Below are 16,791 nucleotides of genomic sequence, written 5' to 3' on the forward strand. Positions count from 1 at the left end.
CCCCGACGCCGCTCCCCATATGCCCGCATCTTCAGGGATGAAGCATCGGGGGGTGTTTGTGGGACATTATATGAAGCGGTGGATGCTGTTGACGACGGGCGTTTGCCTGTCGGCACTGGCCGGGACGACGACCGTCGGCGCACAACCGACCGCGCCGGAAAATGGTGCGACGCTCGAAGCCCAGATCGCCGCTTTGCAGAAAGCGGCGGAGCAGGCGCGCAAGGACGCCAAGGCGGCCCAGGATTCGGCCGCCCGGGCCGAGGCACTGATTGCCGAACTTCTCGGCAGACAAGCGCCGCCGCCGTGTGACGCCACCGGTTCATCGGCGCCTTTGCTCGATTGCAGGGGCGGTTTGGATCGATATGTCGAAAAGACCGAAGAAACCGAGGGTGAATTGCTGGCCTATCTGAGGCAAAAGCCTTCGGCCGACGGAAAGCCGGTGACCGGCGGCCCACCGCCCAAAAGTCTGGCCAGCGCGACGGGTGATTTCCGCGGCAGCGTCGCCGCCTCGAAAGATGGCACGAACGTCAGCCTGACCAATGATTTCCCGCTCAGCCGTACGAAAGACGACAGGATTCGGGACGGCGAACGGCAACAACGCGCCATTACCCGCAATCTATCCTTGGGTCTGAGCGCGACGTTCGAAGAGGGAAAATCGGGCTATATCGGGAGTTTTTCCGATCTGTCCGACAAGCCACTTGGCGTCGCCCTCGGATTCAACGTTCAATATTATCGGTGGCGGCCGGCCAAAGTCGAAGCCGGTGGGCGCCTGAGCGATATCGGCGAAAAGAAGGTCGCCGATATCATCGCGCTGTGCCGGGCCGAGCAAGTGAAGGACGCTTCGTCGCGGAGCCTGCGGACCGAGATTTTCGGGGCGACCCCTGCGGCAGCGGATATCCCCACACTGTCCGTGGCGACGGACCCATGCCGCCACGAAAACCTGTTGCGCTGGACTTTTGCGACCAAAGAAGACGGTACGTTCAAACATCCCGACGCGGTCGATATCTATAATGCCGCTTTCTGGGTCACCCCGGGCAAGGACGAATTGCCCAAATATGGCTTTGGCGTGACAGCCGAATTCACGCGCCAGCGTTTTTCCTTCATCGACCCCGGAAGTTTTGCGCCCGGCATCATCGTCCCGGGCGCCAACCCGCCGCTGCTCTCGACGCTGGATTTCGACACCTTGGGCGGGGATCGCAAGGTCACCTATGACTGGTTCGGCGGCGGCTACGGCTTTTATCACTGGCCTATCGATGTAACGGTTCTGGAGGGATTAACCCTGATCGGGCGTGGTCGGTACGGGCGCAAATGGGAAATCGATAAAGCCGCGAAGGACGTGGAATTTTGCGCCATCGATGCACCGCTGGCGGGCAGTGTTCCCATTCCCGGTGCCGACGACCGGACCTGCCAGAAATTCCATATCGCGGCGCCCCGCCATCAGTCGGGGTTCGAGGTCACGGGGGAAATCCGGACGCTGTTGCCGCTGACCCGCTTGCACCGATATTTGCCGGAGATCGGGCTCGGCCCCTCGTTCGGCTATAGCGGTATCGACAAGCGCTACCGGGCAGTTGCCCCCTTCTACGTCGCCTTCGACAAAGATCGCGGCCTGAACGGGGGCCTGCAAATCGCCCATGAATGGGGCAATGGCGAGGACAAGGAAACGGTCATTTCGATCTTCTATTCGACGCCCTTCACCTTGGCTGGCAATAAATAACGCCCGCGCCGAGTGGCAACGGAGGCCTAGGCGAGGGCGTCTTTTCGCGCCATATAGGCTGGGTGACCAATCCCCGCATCCTGCTGATCATCGGCGGCGGTATCGCCGCTTACAAATCGATCGAACTCGTCCGCCTGCTTCGCAAGGCGAACCATGTCGTGCGCTGCGTCATCACCCGCGCCGGCGAACAGTTCGTGACCCCGCTGACGCTGGCGGCGCTGAGCGAGAACAAGGTTTACACCAACCTCTTCGACCTGAAGGACGAGGTCGAGATGGGGCATATCCAGCTGAGCCGTGAGGCGGACCTGGTGGTTGTCGCGCCCGCGACCGCCGATTTGCTGGCCAAGATGGCGGCGGGGATCGCCGACGATCTGGCGACCACCCTGCTCCTCGCGACCGACAAGCCGGTGCTCGCCGCGCCCGCGATGAATGTCCGCATGTGGCTGCATGCCGCGACGCAGCGCAATGTGGCGACGCTGCGCGGCGACGGCGTGACGGTGATGGCGCCCGACGAGGGCGAGATGGCGTGCGGTGAGTTTGGGCCGGGACGGTTGCCCGAACCGGCGGCGATCAAGGACGCGATCGATGCCGCGCTGGCCGCTGCTCCCGCGGTCACCGCAATGACTGGCCAGCCCGATTTCGCGCCCGCCAATCACCGCCCCCTGTTCGGCCGCCGCATCCTGATCACAGCTGGACCGACGCACGAGCCGATCGATCCGGTGCGCTACATCGCCAACCGGTCGAGCGGCAAACAGGGCTTTGCGATCGCCGCCGCCGCCGCCGAGGCGGGGGCCGAGGTGCTGCTGATCGCCGGCCCCGTCGAACTGCCAACGCCGCCGGGGGTCATCCGCGTCGATGTCGAAACCGCGGTCGAGATGGCAGCCGAGGTGCAGGAAGGCCTGCCGGTCGATGCCGCGATCATGGTCGCCGCGGTCGCCGACTGGCGCGCCGCCGACCCCGCGGGACAGAAGATCAAGAAGGATGGCAGCGGCGCGGTCCCGCCGCTCGCGCTCGCCGAAAATCCCGACATCCTTGCGGGGGTCGCCAAAAGTCCGCAGCGCCCGACGCTGCTGGTCGGCTTTGCCGCCGAGACCAGCGACGTCCTTGCCCACGCCGAGGCGAAGCTGGCGCGCAAGGGCTGCGACTGGATCGTCGCCAACGACGTCGCCGCCGACCCGATGGGCGGCGAAAGCAACCGGGTGCATATCGTTAGCAAAGCCGGGATAGACAGCTGGGACCGACTGCCGAAAGCGGCGGTCGCCCGCAAATTGATGGAAAAGATCGCCGATGAGCTCGATGCGCGTAGCCCCCGCCAGTCCGATTGAAATCCGCGTCCAGCGCCTGCCGAACGGCGGCGGCCTGCCCCTGCCCGCCTATGCCAGCGACGGTGCGGCGGGGATGGATGTCGTCGCGGCCGAATCGCTGACGATCCGCCCCGGCACACGCCATGCGGTCGCGACCGGCTTCGCAATGGCGATCCCGCCGGGATATGAGGTGCAGGTGCGCCCGCGCTCAGGGCTCGCGCTTAAACATGGCATCACCTGCCTCAACACGCCGGGGACGATCGACAGCGATTATCGCGGCGAGGTGAAAGTGATCCTGGCCAATCTGGGCGAGGATAATTTCGAGGTGAAGCGCGGCGACCGCATCGCTCAGCTCGTGCCCGCCCCCGTCCAGCGGGCAACCTTCGCCGAGGTCACAACGCTCGACGAAACGACACGCGGCGCGGGCGGTTTCGGGTCAACCGGGGTTGAGAGCGAACCCATTGACGAAACCGCTGATGCCGAGGGGCTGGCGTCGCTGTCGGGCATCAAGACGCGGCGATCGAGCGAGTAATTGCTGACCGACGCCGAACTCGACCGATATGCGCGCCAGATCATCCTGCCGGCGTTCGGCGGGGCAGGGCAGGCGAAGCTGAAGGCGAGCCATGTCGCGGTGATCGGCGCGGGCGGCATCGGGTGTCCGGCGATTACCTATCTGGCGGCGGCGGGGGTCGGCAAGCTGACGATCATCGATGATGATGTCGTCGAATTGTCGAACCTGCAGCGCCAGCCGTTGTTTACCGACGCCGACATCGGCGCGCGCAAGGCCGTCGTGGCGGCGGATGCGGCGCGGCGGATCAACCCGCATGTCGAGGCGGTCGCGGTCGCCCAGCGGATCGACGACAACAACGCCGCCGTTTTGCTTCGTGGCGCCAGTCTGATCCTCGACGGCTGCGACAATTTCGAAAGCCGGCTTGCCGTCAATCGCGCCGCGGTTGCGCTGCGCATCCCGCTGCTCAGCGCCGCGATCGGCGCCTTCGAGGGGCAGGTCGCGCATTATGAAGGCTGGCGCGCGGGACAGGCCTGTTACGCCTGCCTGGTCGGCAGCGATCCGGCGCAGGACGGCGTCAATTGCGCTGAAACCGGGGTCATGGGTGCGCTCGCCGGGATGATCGGAACGATGGCGGCGCTGGAGGCGGTGCGCGCGCTCACCGGCTGGGGTTCAGCGTTGACCGGCCGGCTCGCGATTGTCGATATGCTCGATCGGCGCTGGCGCGAAGTCGCTATCGCCAAGGATCCGGAGTGTCCGACATGCCGGGGTTGAACATCATCGTCGCATCGGCCGAGGGCGAGCGTTTCTATGCCGCGCTCGAAACAGCGGCGGCTGCGGCTGCCTTGGGGCAGCCAGCACGGATTTTCCTGCAAGGGCCAGCGGTGGCATTGCTGCGCACGCCCGTAGCCTTTGCAGGCGATGCGACGCGGCGCGGCGCGGGGCAGCCCGATCTCGTGTCCTTGATCGCCGAGGCCATGGCGATGGATGTGCGGCTGATGGTTTGCCAGTCGGGCTTGACGCTCGTTGGCATGACGGCGAGCGAGCTGGTGCCGCAGGTGCGGACCGGTGGGCTCGTGAGCTTCATGGCCGAGATCCGCGGGGCGGATCGGTTACTGGTGTATTGAAGCCACGTCGTCCGCGCGAGGGCCGGGGCGACGTTTATCTCAAGGATTATCACACACCGTAATTGCGTCGGGTTCGGGGCGTTTTCCGGCCGGAACGAAGCGCGCGAGATAGCCGCCGGCATGCTGTTTGTCGTCATAGGACACCAGCTTGTACCCGACCGCCTGAAATTCGCAGACGAGCAGGCGGAACGGGGTGCCATGTTCGGCAATCGGTCGGTCGCCATCGACGACGAGCACCTGTCCACCTGCGCGCAGCGCGGGTCGCAGCCGCCACAGGAAGGCGTAGGGCTCGCCGATTTCATGATACATATGGACCATGAAGACGCGGTCGAAGCTGTCGGCGGGCAGCCGCGGGTCGTCGACGGCGCCAAGCTTGATCGAGACATTGTCGAGCCGTTCGCGGCCGACGCGATCGGCGAGGCGTTCGATCACGTCGGGCATGATGTCCTGCGCCAGCACGCGGCCCCCGGCGCCGACCCGCTGGGCCAGGCGGACGGTGTAATAGCCGTCACCGGCGCCGATGTCGGCGACGGTCATGCCCGGACGGACAATCGGCCGAATCCATCACATCCTCGGCCTCGTTGACCCGGTTCGCGCGCTTCCTCTGTCGACCATTTCGTCGACGTGATCGGTGCGATGGGCCGGTCGGCGGGCGGAAAGTCGCGCGCGGTTTCGGTGCGATCGCTGCCGTCATTCCATGGCGCGTTACAGCCGCCGAGCAGCGGCAGGGAACGCAAGCAGGATGGCGGCGGCGGATCGCTTCATCAATCGATATCCTCGACCTCGACCTTTTCGCCCGTCACCTTCTGCGACAACGCGGCCGCCATGAAGGGATCGAGCGCGCCGTCGAGGACGTCGCCGGGCGCGGTCGAGGTCACCCCGGTGCGCAAATCCTTCACCAGCTGATAGGGCTGGAGAACATAGGAGCGGATCTGATGGCCCCAGCCGATTTCGGTCTTGGCCTGATATTCGCCCGACGCCTCGGCCTCGCGCTTTTGCAGTTCGGCCTCGTACATCCGCGCTTTGAGCATCCCCATCGCGGTCGCGCGGTTCTTGTGCTGCGAGCGGTCGTTCTGGCTGGCGACGACGATACCCGTCGGAATATGGGTGATTCGCACCGCCGAATCGGTCGTGTTGACGTGCTGGCCGCCGGCGCCCGAGGCGCGATAGGTGTCGATCTTGAGATCGCCTTCGTTGATGTCGATTTCGATATTGTCGTCGATCACCGGATAGACCCAGACGCTGGAAAAGCTGGTGTGGCGCCGCGCCGAGCTGTCGTAGGGCGAAATGCGGACCAGGCGATGGACGCCGCTTTCGGTCTTGGCATAGCCATAGGCATTCTCGCCCTTGACCAGCAAAGTCGCTGATTTGATGCCCGCCGTCTCACCGCCCTGATATTCGACCAGCTCGACCTTGAATCCGCGCTTTTCGGCCCAGCGACCATACATGCGCTGGAGCATTTCGGCCCAGTCCTGGCTTTCGGTGCCGCCCGCTCCGGCGTGGACTTCGATATAGGCGTCGTTGGCGTCAGCTTCGCCCGCGAGCAGCGCCCGGATCTTATCCTCTTCGGCGCGCGCCGCGAGCGTTGCCAGCGAGGCGACTGCTTCATCGACCATCGCCTCATCGCCTTCCATTTCGGCGAGTTCGATCAGCTCGGCGGTGTCGGCGCATTCGGTCTCGATCGCGCGCGTCGCGGCGATGGCGGCATCGAGCCGCTGCCGCTCGCGCATGACTTCCTGCGCCGCTTTCGGGCTGTCCCATAGGGTCGGATCCTCGACCTTGGCATTGAGCTCGTCGAGCCGCCGCACCGCACGGTCCCAGTCGAGGAACCGCCGCAGCAGTGCCAGCGCGGCGCCAATCTTGTCGATATGATCCTGCGCTTCGGCGCGCATGTCCTTGCTCCTGAAACTAATGGAGACCGGCCATAGAGGCTCAGCCGTCAGAGACAAGCGGTCAGATGATGCCGCCGCGGTCGTCGAGGAAGTCGTTGTCGCTGCGACCTGCCGGACCCTTCTGCGTCGGCGCGGCCTGCCGCTTGGGGGTCTTGATCGGCTTGATCTCTTCTTCGCGGATCGTCCGGCGCGGTTCGCTTTCGGGCTTGAACGCTTCCCAGATGATCGCCGCCTTGGGGTCGGTGCCCGGCCAGCTGCCATAGACGCGGCGGCCCGACTGGCGATCGATCCGCACCATCCGCACTCCCTTGGGCGCCGCAAAGGGGATCGGTTGGCGGTCGGCGAGCGCCGCGAGCGCGAAATCCTTGAAAATCGGCGCCGCATAGCTGCCGCCTTGAGCATAGCCGCCCATGCTGCGCGGCTTGTCGAACCCGATATACATGCCGGCGATCACGTCGGGCGTGCCGCCGACAAACCACACATCGTTCGGACCCGTGGTTGTCCCGGTTTTGCCGAACAACGGGACATTCAGGTCACGCAGCCGCACCGCGGTGCCGCGCTGGACGACGCCTTCGAGCATGTGGACAACCTGATAGGCGGTCATCGCATCCATCAGCTGCTTGCCCGATTTGGCAAAGCGCGGCATCGGGCGGCCGTCCCAATCCTTTTTGTTACAGCCGTCGCAGGGTTTCCAGTTCGCCGGGAAAATTACCTTGCCGCGGCGGTCCTGCGCATAATCGATCACCCGCGGTTTCAGTTCGCGGCCATGATTGGCGAGCATCGCATAGGCGTTGGTGATTTTTTCGACCGTCGTCGATCCGGCGCCGAGCGCGGTCGACAGATATGGTTCGTGCTTGCCGATGCCCATCGTCTGGATCGTTTCGACGATCGGTTCCATGCCGATCTGGCTGGCGGTCTTGACCGTCATCAGGTTGCGCGACTGTTCGAGGCCCCAGCGCATCGTATGCTCGCCCGACCCGCCCGCGCCGCCGAAGTTGCGGAAGCATTTGTTGCCGAAGCGCGCGCCCTGATAGACGCAGAACGGCCCGTCGACGATCATCGTCGCAGGGGTCATGCCATTGTCGAGCGCCGCGGCATAGACGAACGGCTTGATCGTCGAGCCCGGCTGGCGCTCGGCCTGGGTGGCGCGGTTGAACGGCGACAAACGGACGTCGAACCCGCCCTGCATCGCATAGATACGGCCCGAATGCGGGCTTTCGACGATCATCCCGCCCGACACTTCGGGAATGTTGCGTAAGGCATAGTTATCGCCGCTCGTCGATTTGACGACAATCAGGTCGCCCGGACGCATCGCCGAAAACGCATTGCCGCCAGTTTTGCGATAACCGAGCGTCGCGGCGTTGGCGGGAAGCGTCCCGGTATCGCCGTTGGAAAAGCCGATCTGCGCCGCGCCCGCCGATTTCGACAGCACCGCGGCGACGCGCCAATTGTCATAATCGATGCCGACGAAGCTCGACGCCAGGCGGCTCTGCCACTGGTCATCGGCCTCGATCGTCGCGATCGGTCCCGACCAGCCCTTGCCGGCGTCGTAGCGCTGGAGTCCCTTGCGCAGCGCCATCGTCGCTGCGGCCTGCATCTTGCCATCATAGGGCGTCCGGACCCACAAGCCCCCTGCATAGACGCTGAGCGGTCCGTCGTCGGCGGTTTCGCCGAACTGGGCAATCAACTGGCGCCGCACTTCTTCCATATAATAGCCGCCGACCTGCGCGATCGCGGTGTTGCCGCTGTTGGTCAGGCCGAGCGGCATGGCGCGCGCCGCGTCACGCTGCGCCGCGGTGATCCAGCCATTGCTTTGCATCGAACCCAGCACAAAATTGCGCCGCGTCACCGCCTCCGCCTCGTTGCGCGACCGCCCATATTTCTCTGGCGCTTTCGGCAGGATCGCAAGAAACGCCATTTCGTGCAGCTGAAGCTGATCGACATCCTTGTCGAAATAGGCGCGGCTTGCCGCCTGCACGCCGAACGCGCGGCGGCCGAGCGGGATTTCATTGAGATACAGCTCGAGGATCTGTTCCTTGGTTAGCGCATCTTCGATGCGCATCGCCAGGATCGCCTCGCGCACCTTGCGGCGATAGCTGAGCTCGTTGGTCAGCAGCAGGTTTTTCGCGACCTGCTGGGTGATCGTCGACGCCCCAACCGGGCGACCGCTGTTGGTGAGGTTGGTGAAGATCGCCGACGCAATGCCGGGATAGTCGATGCCGCCGTGGCTGAAAAATGTCTTGTCTTCAGCAGCAAGGAACGAGCGCACGAGGAGCTGCGGATATTCGCTATATTCCAGCTGGACGCGGCGTTCGCGGGCATAGCTGTGCACCGGCTTGCCCTCGGCGTCGCGGACCATTGTCGGCAGCGGCGGTTCATAATCGCGCAGCTGATCGACCGACGGCAGGTCGCGCGCAAACACCGCCCAGATCAGCACGAGTCCGAGCACGCCCGCCAGCGCCAGATAACCAAGCCAGCGGAACCAGCGCCGCGTCCACATATCGCGCAGCCATGCGATGACGGCATTGCTGTCGCGGCGCAGGCGCAGGCGGAAATCGGGCGGGCTGTCAGCGGCCATATGCCCCGCCTCTAAAGCGTGGATCGCCGAAAGGGAAGCGTGCTTGCGGCGAGTTGGCTCACGAGCGTCGTTGGGGCAGGCCGCGCCGCGTTGAGCGGGCGCGGGCGGCGATCATGTCGGTGGGGATGCGTTCGATTCCGACCTCGGCCAGCCATGCGCCCGCGACGCCGAGCAGGCGAGCTTGCGTCTCGTGCGCGCTCCCGCTGCGGCGGCGGGCGCGGGATCGTGGGCGGAGTTACCGGGCGCAGCCGCGCGCGCTCACCGACCAGATGTCGACCAGCGTATCGTCGGCGACGACGTGATAGCTGTCATAGAGATTCACCGTCGGATCGCAGTGAGGCACCGTCAGGCTGACGGGATCGCCGGGCGAAAGCTGCGTCCCGATCCCGGGCGCAATGAGTGCCGCATGCTCGTCGCCCATGAAGGCGAAGGCGGCGGTTTCGGGCGCGCCGCGCTGGACCACCGCGACCCCGCCGTCGGTCGACAGCGACTTGTAGCCGGCATCGATGGTGACAAGGCCGCTGTGGTTGGCGCTGACGACGCGGGCATCGACCGACAGGGCGACTTCGAACGGCGGCTGGTCGCCGTCGCCGGTCAGGTCGCAATCGCAATATTGTTTGTCCATGAAGACATAGCTGCCCGCCTGCAGTTCGGTGAAGATGCCAAGGTCGAGGTCGATGCGGTGGGTGCCGGTACCCGACCCGGTGACAAGCACGGGGGCGAAACCCGCATCCGTCAACGCGGCGATGACACTCTGTAGATAGGCGGTGCGATCGACGATCGCGGCGCGGCGGTCGGCATAGCGTTCGATATGCTGCTGCGACCCGCAGTAAAATTGCACCCCGCGATATTCGAGATTGGACGACGCCGCGATGACCTTGGCCAAGGCGACGGCGGCATCGGCGGATGCGACGCCGGTGCGCCCGCTGCCCGGGTCGATGTCGATGACAACCTCGAGCGTCGCCGCGGCCTCGCCCAGCGCAGCGTCGATCCGCGCCGCGACCCCGGGATGGTCGACGACGGCCATCAACCCTTCGGTGCGACCTGCCAATGCGGCAAGGCGATTGACGGCGCCAGGCGCGGCGACCGGCGAGGTGATCAGGATGCCGGTGACCCCGCCGCTGGCCAGCACCTCGGCCTCGCCGATTTTGGCGCAGCACAGGCCGACCGCCCCCGCCGCCTGTTGGCGCCGGGCAATTTCGACGCTCTTGTGCGTCTTGGCATGCGGGCGCAGCGCGACGCCATGGTGGGCGGCAAGCCCGGCCATCGCCGCAATATTGCGGTCGAGCGCGTCGATATCGAGGATGAGCACCGGCGTGTTGAGGTCGGCGCGCGAGCCTTGCTGGCCGATCAGATGGTCGTGCAAATCGCGGTCGGTCGTCATGCGCGTAAAGCTTTCGGATGCGGTTGAGGAATTTGCCACCTGGGCTGGAGCGGTGACGCTACCCGATCAGTTGCGCGAGCGCATGACCTTACTCCCGCAGCCGGATCGCGGAAGCTCTCTATCAGCGACAAATTCGTCAAGACTAGCTTATCAGCGCGCTGCAATCTGCCGCGCAAAATGGATCTGCACCGCGTCGCGCACCCCGCGGGCAACCTTTTTCTGGCCCGCCGCCGACGCGAGGAATTCAGCGTCCTCCTTGTTCGAGATAAAGCCGGTTTCGAACAGGATCGACGGCGTGTCGGGCGCCTTCAATACCACGAACGAAGCGAAACGGTGGGCGTTGGTGCGAAACTTGACCGCCTCACCCGCCTCGCGTTGCAGCAGCCGGGCAAAATCGGAAGCGACGTTCATCGTTTCGCGCTGGGTCAGGTCGAGCAGGATCGACGAGACATCGCCGCTGTGTGCGCCCAGATCGACGCCATTGATGACATTTGCCTTGTTTTCGCGGGCCGCGAGCCGAGCGGCTTCGCGGTCGGAGGCAACTTCGGACAGCGTATAGATCGACGCGCCGTTGGCGGTCTGATTTTCGGCGGCGTCGGCGTGGACCGAGATGAACAGATCGGCCTTGAGCCGCCGCGCAATGCCAAAGCGTTCCTCGAGCACGAGATAGCGGTCGTCGGCGCGGGTCAGCGCGACGCGCACCCGGCCCGAAGCGAGCAGATCGTCGCGGATGGCGCGGGCGAGCGCAAGGGTGATGTCTTTTTCGCGTTTGCCGCTGTGCGGACTGATCGCGCCGGGATCATGGCCGCCATGCCCGGCGTCGATCACCACCAGCGGCAGGCGGCTGTTGGCTGGTCCTTCGATCCGCGGCAATGCCACCGCGGGCTTTGGTTTGCCGATCGGGACGCTGACGCTGTAGCGCTTTTCGGGCGGTTTGGCACGAAAGCCCGTGGGCGGCACCAATTCGGTGCGCGGACCGCGCGATACCCGGGCAAACTCGTCGGCCGATACCGGACGCAGTTGAAAGGTCAGGCTGCGGCCGTCGGCGGCAAAGCGCGCGCTCGACACAACGGCGGGCCGCGCAAGGTCGAGAACGATACGGGCCGTGCCGGGATCCTTCTGCCCTTGGCGCACCGCGCGCACCAAGCCAATGCCCTGCGGCGAAGGCCCGGGCTGCGCGCCCGCAATGTCGAGCGCAATGCGGTCAGGGCCGGCGAGCAGAAAGGTCGATGCGCCGACGACCAAATCGTCGAACCGCAGGGTGATGTCCGAATCGCCAATTTCGACCGCGCCGATCTGGCCCGCCAGCGCCGCTGCGGGGTTCGATATCATCACCATCAGGACGAGCAGCAGGCCCATGGCGCTTCTATGCCGCCGCGCACGCGCGATGGTCCAGTGCTTATTCGAAAACATATGGCCCCCAGCGGCAGAATGTCGTGAACCATCCGTTAGCCATAGGCCGTCAAACCCCCGTCAACCGGCAGGGTTAACCGGCAATTCAGTATCTTTTGCGGCGACGCGGGGGTTGCGGCCACACGACGGCGTCCCATCTTTCTATCGTGGCGCTGTTGCCGTCTGCCCGTGCCGATGCTAGCACAGCATCACTGACGGTGTCGTTCCCGGTGCCGTCCGGCCTTTTGAGGGGAAGGCCTGCTCCGCAACAATTGCGGAACAAGGCCGCCTTGGCGCCGGATATGCGGGGATCGACAACCTGCCGTCAGTTCACCCGGTTGACCGGACAGTCGGGGCGATCGCCAGACGCCCGCCCTGCCCGCCCGCTCACCCCATGTAACAGGTTGATGCCGCATGAGGCTTGCCATGCCCTCTTTTCATCCCGACGCGGGCGGTTTCGCCCCGGTCGTCGCCGGATGCGGAGACCGCATGCGCGTCCAGGACCGGACGCAAGCCCCCCGCAGCAATAACGTCTTTTTTCTTTTCACCCGTATCCGCCGCGACTTTCCATCCAGGAAGGTCGCGGGATTTTTTGATGGCGCGCCGCGGCGCGCTTGGAGTGTAACTAATGACCACGCGCATGTTGATCGACGCGCGGCACCGGGAAGAAACCCGTGTCGCGGTCACCTTGGGAAACCGCATCGAGGAGTTTGATTTCGAGTCCGCCGAGCATAAACAGCTCAAGGGCAATATCTATCTGGCCAAAGTAACCCGCGTCGAACCGTCGCTGCAGGCGGCGTTCATCGAATATGGCGGCAATCGCCATGGGTTCCTGGCGTTCAGCGAAATCCACCCCGACTATTACCAGATTCCGAAGGAAGATCGCGAAGCGCTGCTGCGCGAAGAAGCCGAGCATGCCGCCGCCGCTGCGCAGCGCGCCGAAGAGGATCTGGACGAGCTGGAAGGCGATGTCGCCGACGTCGAATATCATGACGAAGACGAAAATGGCGACAATCGCGACCACCGCGACGACGATCGGGATGATCGCGACGACGGGGATGACGGCGACGATAACGGCGATGCCGAGAATGGCGACGCCGAAGAGAATAGTGAAGGCGCCGAAGAAGGCCGCGGCGACCGCAAGGGCCGTGGCCGTGGGCGCGGCAACGGCCGCAAGGGCGGTGGCCGCGGTCGCAGCAGCCGCCGCGACGACGACGACAGCGAAAACCGCATGTCGCTGCGCCGCCGTTACAAGATCCAGGACGTCATTCGTCGCCGTCAGGTGATGCTGGTCCAGGTCGTCAAGGAAGAGCGCGGCAACAAGGGTGCGGCGCTGACCACCTATTTGTCGCTGGCCGGCCGTTATTGCGTGTTGATGCCCAACACGATGCACGGCGGCGGGATCAGCCGCAAGATTTCGAACGGCGCCGATCGCCGCAAGCTGAAGGCGATGGTCGACGAGCTGGCATTGCCGCCGACGATGGGCTGCATCGTCCGCACCGCGGGAATGAGCCGCACCAAGGTCGAGATCAAACGCGACTTTGATTATCTGGCCCGCCTGTGGGACGAGATTCGCGAAAAGACGCTGGAATCGAGCGCCCCGGCGCTGGTTCATTCGGACAGCGACCTGGTGAAGCGCGCGATCCGCGATATCTATCACAAGGACATCGAGGAAGTGCTCGTCGAGGGCGACGAGGGCTATAAGGCCGCCAAGCAGTTCATGAAGCTGCTGATGCCCAGCCACGCGCGCCGCGTGAAGCAATATGCCGATCCGGTGTCGCTCTATCAGCGTTACGGCGTCGAAGATCAGCTGGCGGGGATGCTCAATCCCGTCGTCCAACTGAAATCGGGCGGCTATCTGGTGATCAATCCGACCGAGGCGCTGGTGTCAATCGACATCAACTCGGGCCGGTCGACCCGCGAGCATAATATCGAACAGACCGCGGTCAGCACCAATCTGGAGGCTGCGCACGAAATCGCCCGCCAGCTGCGCCTGCGCGACATGGCCGGGCTGGTCGTGATCGATTTCATCGACATGGATCACAGTTCGAACATCCGTAAGGTCGAGCGGGCGATGAAGGATGCGCTGAAAAACGACCGCGCCCGCATCCAGGTCGGCCGCATTTCGGGCTTTGGCCTGATGGAGATGAGCCGCCAGCGCCTGCGGACCGGGGTGCTCGAAGCGTCGACGCGTCCCTGCCCGCATTGCGAAGGCACCGGGCTGGTCCGCACCGCATCGTCGGCGGGCCTCAGCGCGCTGCGCTTGATCGAAGAGGAAGCGGCACGCGGCAGGGGCAACAGGATCACCCTGCGCGCCAGCCAGGAAGCAACCTTCTACCTGCTCAACGAAAAGCGCCGCGAACTACGCGATATCGAGGAACTGTACGGCGTAACGATCGAAATCCTGCCCGACGGCGAGACCGAAGGCGCGCGGATGGCGGTCGAGGTCACCGGGCCGCCGCCGACCCAGCGCCGCAGCTTTGCCCCGATCGCGCCGATCGAGGACGACGACGACGATTTCCCCGAGGATGAGGATACGGACGAAGCCGAGGAAGCGGTCGAAGAGCGCCCCGTCCGGCCGCGCGACCGCGAAGAAGGCGATACCAGAGCCGATGGTGAGGGGCGCAAGCGCCGCCGCCGCCGCCGCGGTCGCCGCGGTCGCCGTGACGAAGACGGCAATGAAATCGTCGAAGGCGGCAATGATGCCGAGGCCGAGGCCGAGGCCGAGGGTGAAGCTATCGACGACAGCGAAGCCGCCCCGGCGGACGCCGCGAGCGAAGGCGATAGCGACGGCGAATCCAGCGAAGCCGCAGCCAAGCCGCGTCGCCGCCGTGGCGGCCGCGGCCGCAAGCCCAAGGTCGATGCGGCAGAAACTGCCGACGAAACCGTAACCGACGCCGTCGAAGCACCGGTGGCCGCGGAGGTCGCCGAGCCGGTCGCCGAAGATGCACCAACTGCCGAGGAAAAGCCGAAGCGCAAGCGCGCGCCGCGCAAAACCAAGGCCGCCGCCGAAGCGGAAGCCGCCGACGCAGCGGTAAAAGCGGCGCCGGAAGCGGTGGAGGCAGCACCCGTTGCCGACGCCGCCGAGCTTGAAGCCGAGGCCGTCAAGCCCGCGCCCAAAAAGCGCGCCAGCCGCGCCAAAAAGGCGGTGGCAGCCGACGCCGCGCCCGAAGCGGCAACGACGGGTGATGCCGAAACCGAAGCCGCCAATGGCGACGAGGACGGCGTTGGTCCCGACGGCGAACCGCGCCGCGGCTGGTGGCAGCGCACCTTCGGCTGATCCAAGCGGAGCACGTCTCATCACTGCTTCCCCCGGCGAAGGCCGCGGGAAGCAGTGATGGCGTTCCGACAAAGTCTCGCCTTGCCTCCACGCTCGCCGCCCCCCACAAAGCTTGCATGGCTTCAGTCGATGTTCAGATGCGCCGCGCGAGGGTGGGGAAGATGATACCACCCTTCCCCCGATCGATGGTTCGAAGGGGCGCCTGGCGTCCGCTGCTCCGGATCGTATTGACCCTGCTCGCAATGCTCGCCGTCGCGATGCGCCCCGCGATGGCGCAATCGATTCTGCGCGATGCCGAGACCGAGGCGCTGTTTCAGGACATGATGGACCCGCTGCTGGTCGCTGCCGGGTTGCAGCCCGGACAGGTGCGCGTCCACCTGCTCGGCGATCGCAGCATCAATGCGTTCGTGGCGGGCAGTCAGGATATCTATGTCTTTGCCGGGCTGATCGAGGCCGCCGACACCGCCGAAGAGGTGCAGGGCGTGCTCGCGCACGAGCTGGGCCATGTCATCGGCGGCCATGCGATTCGCGTCAACGATGGCGCCAAGACCGCGACCGGTATCTCGTTGCTCAGCCTGCTGCTCGGTGCGGCGGCGATCGCGGCGGGTGCAGGCGAGGCGGGTATGGGGGTCATGATGGCGGGGCAGCAAGCCGCGCTCGGCAAATTCCTCGCCTTCAGCCGGGTGCAGGAATCGACTGCCGACGCCGCGGGCGCCCAATATCTGTCGAAAGCCGGGATCAGCGGCCGGGGTAGCCTGGCGTTCTTCAAGAAATTGCAGAATCTGGAATTCCGTTACGCGGTGAAGCAGGACGACGAGCAAGCCTATGGCCGCACCCACCCGATGTCCGGTGATCGCATCCAGACGCTGCGCGAGGTCTATGTCATCGATCCGGCGTGGACCAAGCCCGGCGACCCCGCCATCGAAAAACGCTTTCAGCGGATCAAGGCGAAGCTGTCGGGTTTTATGACCGATCCCGACCGTACGCTGCGCAAATTTCCCGAAACCAACACCAGCATCCCCGCGCGTTATGCGCGTGCCTATGCCTGGCACCGGAGCGCTTATCCGCAAAAGGCGCTGTCGGAAGTCGACGCCTTGCTCAAGACCGATCCGAACGACCCTTATTTCCTGGAACTCGAAGGTCAGGTGCTGCTCGAATCGGGGCGCCCAAAAGAAGCCATCCCGGCGCTGCGCAAGGCCGTGACGATATCGCGGTCGCAGCCGCTGATCAGTGCGACGCTGGGCCATGCGCTGATCGCGACCGAAGATCCGGCGAATTTCGCCGAGGCCGAAGAGGTATTGAAAACTGCGGTCGCGCTCGACAATCAGAACCCCTTTGCCTGGTATCAGCTCGGCATCGTCTATGCGAACAAGGGCGATCAGGCGCGCGCCGCGCTCGCCTCGGCGGAACGCTACACCCTCGAGGGTGGACAGGCATCGCTCGCGCTGCGTAATGCCGAAACAGCGATGCAGGGGCTATCCGAAGGCGCGCCCGACTGGATCCGTGCACAGGATATTGCACTCGTGGCGCGCGCCGAGGTGGAACGCGAACGCAAACGGCGCTAGATTCGCGCGGAGACAAGGGGCGCATCGCTACAACGTGATGCACAAGG

10 protein-coding genes and 2 pseudogenes are annotated in these 16,791 nt (G+C 65.1%); 7 read left to right on the plus strand and 5 right to left on the minus strand.

Features of this window, described 5'->3' with window-relative positions; translation table 11 throughout:
• Positions 1-70: 70 nt before the first annotated feature.
• From ACQY6T_RS12825 to ACQY6T_RS12845, 5 genes and pseudogenes are all read left to right on the plus strand, one after another.
• Positions 71-1,714, plus strand: a complete 1,644-nt coding sequence (locus tag ACQY6T_RS12825; RefSeq protein WP_428631233.1) for a hypothetical protein — start codon at positions 71-73, stop codon at positions 1,712-1,714.
• A 62-nt stretch (positions 1,715-1,776) separates the two neighbouring features.
• Positions 1,777-3,039 carry a bifunctional phosphopantothenoylcysteine decarboxylase/phosphopantothenate--cysteine ligase CoaBC gene (coaBC, locus tag ACQY6T_RS12830; RefSeq protein WP_428631236.1) on the plus strand — a complete coding sequence of 421 codons (1,263 nt, stop codon included), beginning with the start codon at positions 1,777-1,779 and terminating at the stop codon, positions 3,037-3,039.
• Positions 3,011-3,466 (plus strand): annotated as a pseudogene (gene dut / locus ACQY6T_RS12835) (dUTP diphosphatase); the annotation flags it as partial. The gene coaBC and the pseudogene dut, both read left to right, overlap by 29 nt.
• Positions 3,467-3,550: 84 nt before the next feature.
• A complete protein-coding gene (locus tag ACQY6T_RS12840) occupies positions 3,551-4,300 on the plus strand; it encodes a HesA/MoeB/ThiF family protein (RefSeq protein ID WP_428631238.1) in 750 nt (249 codons plus the stop codon).
• On the plus strand, positions 4,288-4,653 hold the full coding sequence (locus tag ACQY6T_RS12845) for a DsrE family protein (RefSeq protein ID WP_428632650.1): 366 nt from the start codon (positions 4,288-4,290) through the stop codon (positions 4,651-4,653). The genes ACQY6T_RS12840 and ACQY6T_RS12845 overlap by 13 nt, the downstream gene beginning before the upstream one ends.
• Positions 4,654-4,692: 39 nt before the next feature.
• Here ACQY6T_RS12845 and ACQY6T_RS12850 read toward each other — a convergent pair.
• From ACQY6T_RS12850 to ACQY6T_RS12870, 5 genes and pseudogenes are all read right to left on the minus strand, one after another.
• A pseudogene (locus ACQY6T_RS12850) lies at positions 4,693-5,381 on the minus strand (class I SAM-dependent methyltransferase).
• 36 nt (positions 5,382-5,417) lie between these two features.
• Positions 5,418-6,545: a peptide chain release factor 2 gene (prfB, locus tag ACQY6T_RS12855; RefSeq protein WP_428631240.1), complete on the minus strand. Its 1,128-nt coding sequence runs from the start codon at positions 6,543-6,545 to the stop codon at positions 5,418-5,420.
• A gap of 61 nt (positions 6,546-6,606) precedes the next feature.
• On the minus strand, positions 6,607-9,123 hold the full coding sequence (locus ACQY6T_RS12860; protein WP_428631242.1) for a penicillin-binding protein 1A: 2,517 nt from the start codon (positions 9,121-9,123) through the stop codon (positions 6,607-6,609).
• A 235-nt stretch (positions 9,124-9,358) separates the two neighbouring features.
• Complete coding sequence (locus ACQY6T_RS12865) at positions 9,359-10,507, minus strand: DSD1 family PLP-dependent enzyme (RefSeq protein ID WP_428631243.1); 1,149 nt, start codon at positions 10,505-10,507, stop codon at positions 9,359-9,361.
• Between the two features lie 150 nt (positions 10,508-10,657).
• Positions 10,658-11,866: an N-acetylmuramoyl-L-alanine amidase gene (locus ACQY6T_RS12870; RefSeq protein WP_428631245.1), complete on the minus strand. Its 1,209-nt coding sequence runs from the start codon at positions 11,864-11,866 to the stop codon at positions 10,658-10,660.
• A gap of 661 nt (positions 11,867-12,527) precedes the next feature.
• On the opposite strand from ACQY6T_RS12870, the gene ACQY6T_RS12875 reads away from it, so the two are divergent.
• Together ACQY6T_RS12875 and ACQY6T_RS12880 are read left to right on the plus strand one after the other, a co-directional pair.
• On the plus strand, positions 12,528-15,179 hold the full coding sequence (locus ACQY6T_RS12875) for an Rne/Rng family ribonuclease (RefSeq protein WP_428631246.1): 2,652 nt from the start codon (positions 12,528-12,530) through the stop codon (positions 15,177-15,179).
• Positions 15,180-15,364: 185 nt separating this feature from the next.
• The gene (locus ACQY6T_RS12880) at positions 15,365-16,744 is read left to right on the plus strand and encodes a M48 family metalloprotease (protein WP_428632653.1); all 1,380 of its coding nucleotides are present in this window, start codon (positions 15,365-15,367) and stop codon (positions 16,742-16,744) included.
• The last annotated feature ends 47 nt before the right edge of the window (positions 16,745-16,791 follow it).

Origin of the sequence: Sphingopyxis sp. (genome assembly GCF_965279725.1) — a bacterium.
Taxonomy (GTDB): domain Bacteria; phylum Pseudomonadota; class Alphaproteobacteria; order Sphingomonadales; family Sphingomonadaceae; genus Sphingopyxis.